A 5,533-nucleotide genomic window follows, 5' to 3' on the forward strand; every position below is an offset into this window, starting at 1 on the left:
TACGAGGTCGCGGGCGGCATCGGCGCCAAGATGGCCGAACCCGACCGAGACGTGTTCATCATGGTCGGCGACGGCTCCTACCTGATGATGGCCACCGAACTGGTGACCGCCGTCCAGGAGAACGTCAAGGTGATCGTGGTGCTGGTGCAGAACCACGGCTTCGCCTCGATCGGCGGGCTTTCGGAGGCGTTGGGCTCCCAGCGGTTCGGCACCTCATACCGGTACCGCTCGGACGACGGCCGCCTCGACGGCGACAAACTGCCAGTCGACCTGGCCGCCAACGCAGCCAGCCTCGGCGCCGACGTGATCCGCGTGGTCACCGCGGCGGAGTTCACGGATGCGGTCAAGGTCGCCAAGGCCAGCGACCGCACAACGGTGATCCACGTCGAGACCGACCCGCTGATCTTCGCACCTGACAGCGAGTCATGGTGGGACGTACCGGTTTCGGAGACCTCCACGCTGCAGTCCACGCAATCGGCCTACCAAACATACGCGGACTGGAAGAAGATCCAGCGCCCGTTCGTGCGGCCCAGCGAATAGTCACACGACGAGGAGGATGACGTGAAGATCGCACTCGATCCGACACCGTTCCACCATGACCACGAGTTGCTCGAATTCCCGCGCCTGGTGGCCGAATTGGGCTATGAGTACCTGCAGCTGACGCCGCATCGGGACTTCATCCCATTCTTCAACCACCCGCGAGCGGACGACGACCTGGTGACCAAGTTCCGCAAGGCGTGTGCCGATGCCGGCGTCGGCATCGCGTCGGTCCTTCCGGTGCTGCGCTGGTCGGGTCCCGACGAGGATGCCCGCGAAGCGGCGGTCCGCAACTGGAAGCGCGTCGTCCAGATCACCGTCGACCTCGGGGTGAACGTCATCAACACCGAGTTCTCGGGACGGCCGGAGCGCGCCGAGGAGTCCGAGCGGGCGTTCTTCAGGTCCATGGAGGAGTTGGTGCCGATCTTCGAGCGCGAGGGCATCGACGTCCGAATCGATCCACACCCCGACGATTTCGTCGAGGACGGTCTCGAAGCGGTCCGCATCATCCGTGGCGTCAACTCCCCCAACATCGGGATGGTCTACGTCGCCTGCCACACCTACCACATGGGGGGCGACATGGGCTCAACGATGACGGAGATCATGCGGGCCGCCGGCGACAAGCTCCGACTCGTCCACGTCGCCGACACCATGGATCACCACCGCAGCCATGGGCTGCGGTACATCACCAACCCGCCAGGCAATCCGGTCCGGGTGCACCAGCACCTGAAGATCGGCGACGGCGACGTCGACTGGGACGAGTTCTTCTCCGGACTCGCCGAGATCGGGTTCTACGACCGGCCCGACACCGTCATGGTGTCGTCGGTGTTCGCCGAGGACGAGAACGCGCAAGAGGTTTCGCGCTATCAGCTCGCCACCATGACCGACTACGTCTCCAAGTACAAAGAACAGAGGAACCAAAAATGACTTCGCCCAACACCATCTCGCACTGGATCAACAACAAGCCACACCCGGGCACCAGCGGCAACACCGCACCCGTGACCAACCCCGCGACCGGTGAGGTCACCGGTGAGGTGGCCCTGGGCAGCGTCGAGGACGCCCGCGCGGTGATCGACGCCGCCGCAGCGGCGTTCCCGGCGTGGCGGGACACCTCGCTGGCCAAGCGCACGCAGATCCTGTTCAACTTCCGCGAGCTGCTCAACACCCGCAAGGGCGAGCTGGCCGAGATCATCACCAGCGAGCACGGCAAGGTCGTCTCCGACGCCCTCGGCGAGGTCAGTCGCGGCCAGGAAGTCGTCGAATTCGCCTGCGGCATACCGCACCTGCTCAAGGGCGGATTCACCGAGAACGCCTCGACCAAGGTCGACGTCTACTCGATCCGCCAGCCGCTCGGGCCGGTCGCGGTCATCTCGCCGTTCAACTTTCCGGCCATGGTGCCGATGTGGTTCTTCCCCATCGCCATCGCCGCGGGCAACACCGTCGTGCTCAAGCCATCGGAGAAGGACCCCACCGCGTCGCTGTGGATGGCCAACCTGTGGAAGGAAGCCGGACTGCCCGACGGCGTCTTCAACGTGCTGCAGGGCGACAAGACAGTCGTCGACGAACTGTTGACGAACAAGTCCATCAAGTCGGTCAGCTTCGTCGGCTCGACTCCGATCGCGCAGTACGTCTACGCCACGGGCACCGCGGCGGGCAAGCGCGTCCAGGCCCTCGGCGGGGCAAAGAACCACGCCGTGATCCTGCCCGACGCAGATCTGGACCTGGCCGCCGATTCGATGGTCAATGCCGGCTTCGGCTCGGCGGGTGAGCGCTGCATGGCGATCTCGGCGTGCGTCGCCGTCGGCCCCATCGCCGACGACCTGGTCGCCAAGATCGCCGAGCGCACCACGCCCTTGAAGATCGGCGACGGCACCAAGGACTCCGACATGGGCCCCCTGGTCACCAAGGCGCACCGCGACAAGGTCGCGTCCTACATCGACGCAGGCGAGTCCGACGGCGCCAAGATCGTCGTCGACGGTCGCCACGTGTCCGCCAACGGTGGGGCCGACGGCTTCTGGTTGGGGCCGACGCTGATCGATCACGTCACCCCCGAGATGAGCGTGTACACCGACGAGATCTTTGGGCCGGTGCTCTCGGTGGTGCGCGTCGAAACCTACGACGAAGCACTGGAACTGATCAACTCCAACCCCTACGGCAACGGCACCGCCATCTTCACCAACGACGGCGGCGCCGCCCGACGCTTCCAGAACGAAGTCGAGGTCGGCATGATCGGCATCAACGTGCCGATCCCCGTGCCCATGGCTTACTTCTCCTTCGGCGGCTGGAAGGCCTCGCTGTTCGGCGACAGCCATGCCCACGGTATGGACGGAGTGCACTTCTTCACCCGCGGCAAGGCCATCACCAGCCGCTGGCTGGACCCGAGCCACGGCGGCATCGAACTCGGCTTCCCACAAAACGCCTGACCCCCTTCCCGCGAGCGTGCGTGCCGGTTCACGACACGCCGCTCGCGGGTGGCATTTTGCGCTTGCTTGCGAAGGAGGAATGACATGACCCACCCCCACCTCGTTGCGACGTCGTGGACCAGCGCCGGCAACACCTCCCCGCGACACACCCCGTCGACCAGTCCGGTGCCCATCGCCGAACGGCTGGGCGCGATCGCCGACGCCGGCTTCATCGGCTTCGGTCTGGCCACCGACGACGTGCTCGCCATCCACGGCGGCATCGGCTTCGCCGCTCTCGGCCGGCTGGCAGCCGACGCGGGCCTGACGCATGTCGAAATCGAACTGCTCGAACGCTGGTGGATTCCGCGCGGCGAGCCCCGGCACACCTACGACTTCCGCGACGTGCTCTTCGAGGCCGCCGACGCACTCGGTCCGGTGCAGATCAAGATCGGTTCGGAGAACGGGCCGCCCGCGTCGGATCCGCTTGCGCTGGCCGGACCGCTGCGGGAGCTCGCCGAGCAGGCGGCCGCTCGCGGAACGCGGGTCGCCATCGAGACGATGCCCTTCTCAGCCATCGCCACGGTGCCGATGGGCGCCGACATCGTCACGGCGGCAGCTCATCCCGCTGCCGGTCTGCTGGTCGACGCCTGGCACGTGTTCCGGGCGGGCACCACGCTCGCCGAGCTGCGGACGTCGCTGCCACCGGAGATGATCTTCGCCGTCGAACTCGACGACGCAGCACCGGAGGTGAAAGGGACGTTGTTCGAGGACACCGTCGAGAACCGATTGCTGTGTGGCGACGGCTGTTTCGACCTGACGGGTCTCGTCGCGACACTTCGCGAGCTCGGCTTCGACGGCCCGTGGGGCGTGGAGATCCTGTCCGAGTCCTTCCGGGCACTGCCGCTGCAGCAGGCACTGAAACTCGCGGCCGATTCGACGCTCGCGATCCTCTAACGGCGTCCCCCCGCAACGAAACCGGCGCCCCGCATTTCGCGGAGCGCCGGCGGCCTCGAAGTCTAGCGTGGGATCGTCGAGTGTGGGGGTTGCGGTTACCAGTCACCCGGGAGTTCTCGGATGGGTACCCCCACACTCGACGATGTCCTGTGTCGCCGCCGGGGCGGCTCGTGTCCCATGTCGCCGCCCAGGCGGCTCGTGTCCTCAGAGGATGTAGAGCATCTCCTGGTAGGTGGGCAGCGGCCAGAGGTCATCGGCGACAACGCCTTCCAGCGTGTCAGCCGCCGCACGCACCGCATCCATCAAGGGCAGCAGGCTCTGGGCGTGGGCCGCTTCCTCGGCGGCGGACTCGCCACCGTGCTCACCCATCGCCGTCTTGAGCGCCGCCAGCGCGGCGGTCAGCTCTGAGATCGGCGCGGAGACCGTCTGCAGCAGCGTCAGATCCGGCTCGATGCCTGCCGCCTTCAGCGAGGCGACGTTCGCGGCCAACTCGGTCTGGTAGCGCACGGCCGCGGGAAGGATCACAGTCGACCCGACTTCGAGGGTGAGCTTGGCCTCGACGCCTACCGTCAACGCGTAGGTCTCGTAGCGGACCTCCTCGCGGCTGTGGAGCTCACGTGCATTGAAGACGCCGTACTTCTCGAACACCTCGACCGCTTCTGGCTTCACCAGCTCGGGGATGGAGTCGATGGTGGTCTTGAGGTTCGGCAGCCCGCGCTCGGCGGCCTCGACCTGCCAGTTGTCCGAGTAGCCGTCACCGTTGAACACGACGGCGCCGTGCTCGGTGATGATCTCCGTCAGCAGCTTCTGCACGGCCATGTCGAAGTCCTCGCCGTCGCCGACGGCCTTCTCCAGCCACGTCGCCATGTAGTCCAGCGAGTCGGCCATGATCGTGTTGAGGATGATCATCGGCACGTTGATGGTCTGGCCCGAACCCGGCGCGCGGAACTCGAAGCGGTTGCCGGTGAAGGCGAACGGGCTGGTGCGGTTGCGGTCACCGGGATCGGTTGGCAGCACCGGGAGGGTATCGACGCCGATGATCATGCTGCCCTTGCCCTTTGACGACGTGGCCGCACCCTTGGCGATCTGCTCGAACACGTCGGCGAGCTGATCGCCGAGGAAGATCGAGATGATGGCGGGCGGCGCCTCGTTGGCGCCGAGGCGGTGGTCGTTGGTGGCCGAAGCCACCGAGACGCGAAGCAATCCGGAGAACTTGTGCACCGCGCGGATCACCGCGGCGCAGAACACCAGGAACTGGGCGTTCTCGTGCGGGGTGTCACCCGGCACCAGGAGGCTGCCGAATTGCGCGTTGCCGAGCGAGAAGTTGACGTGCTTGCCAGAGCCGTTGACGCCGGCGAACGGCTTCTCGTGCATCAGGCATTCCATGCCGTGCTTCTTGGCGATGGTCTTGAACGTCGTCATCAGCAGCTGCTGATGATCGGCGGCGATGTTGGCCCGCTCGAACATCGGCGCAATCTCGAACTGCCCCGGCGCGACCTCGTTGTGGCGGGTCTTGGCCGGGATGCCGAGCTTGAACAGCTCACGTTCGGTGTCCATCATGAAGGCGAGCACCCGGTCGGGAATCGCTCCGAAGTAGTGGTCGTCGAATTCCTGACCCTTCGGCGGCTTCGCGCCGAACA

The 5,533-nt window shown here is 66.1% G+C and carries 5 protein-coding genes; 4 read left to right on the forward strand and 1 reads right to left on the reverse strand.

Annotated features, from left to right (window positions below):
• The 4 genes from ABW137_RS15690 to ABW137_RS15705 form a co-directional block, all read left to right on the forward strand.
• Nucleotides 1–540 (forward strand): thiamine pyrophosphate-dependent enzyme (locus tag ABW137_RS15690; RefSeq protein WP_526401517.1); only part of this gene is annotated, 540 nt, incomplete at its 5' end.
• Nucleotides 541–561: 21 nt separating this feature from the next.
• Nucleotides 562–1,464, forward strand: a complete 903-nt coding sequence (locus ABW137_RS15695) for a sugar phosphate isomerase/epimerase family protein (RefSeq protein WP_526401519.1) — start codon at nucleotides 562–564, stop codon at nucleotides 1,462–1,464.
• A complete protein-coding gene (locus tag ABW137_RS15700; protein WP_526401521.1) occupies nucleotides 1,461–2,960 on the forward strand; it encodes a CoA-acylating methylmalonate-semialdehyde dehydrogenase in 1,500 nt (499 codons plus the stop codon). Before ABW137_RS15695 ends, ABW137_RS15700 begins: the two co-directional genes overlap by 4 nt.
• Before the next feature lie 84 nt (nucleotides 2,961–3,044).
• Nucleotides 3,045–3,893, forward strand: coding sequence for a sugar phosphate isomerase/epimerase family protein (locus ABW137_RS15705; RefSeq protein WP_526401523.1), 849 nt, complete (start codon nucleotides 3,045–3,047; stop codon nucleotides 3,891–3,893).
• A 204-nt stretch (nucleotides 3,894–4,097) separates the two neighbouring features.
• Here ABW137_RS15705 and ABW137_RS15710 read toward each other — a convergent pair.
• Nucleotides 4,098–5,533: glutamine synthetase III family protein (locus ABW137_RS15710; protein ID WP_526401525.1), on the reverse strand; the 1,436-nt coding region annotated here is incomplete at its 5' end.

It is taken from the genome of Mycobacterium sp. (assembly GCF_040509115.1).
GTDB lineage: Bacteria > Actinomycetota > Actinomycetes > Mycobacteriales > Mycobacteriaceae > Mycobacterium.

Bases quoted from the DNA above. Each gene is read 5' to 3' on its own strand.
- ABW137_RS15700 (WP_526401521.1), top strand. From the start codon at position 1,461: ATGACTTCGCCCAACACCATCTCGCACTGGATCAACAACAAGCCACAC.
- ABW137_RS15705 (WP_526401523.1), top strand. From the start codon at position 3,045: ATGACCCACCCCCACCTCGTTGCGACGTCGTGGACCAGCGCCGGCAAC.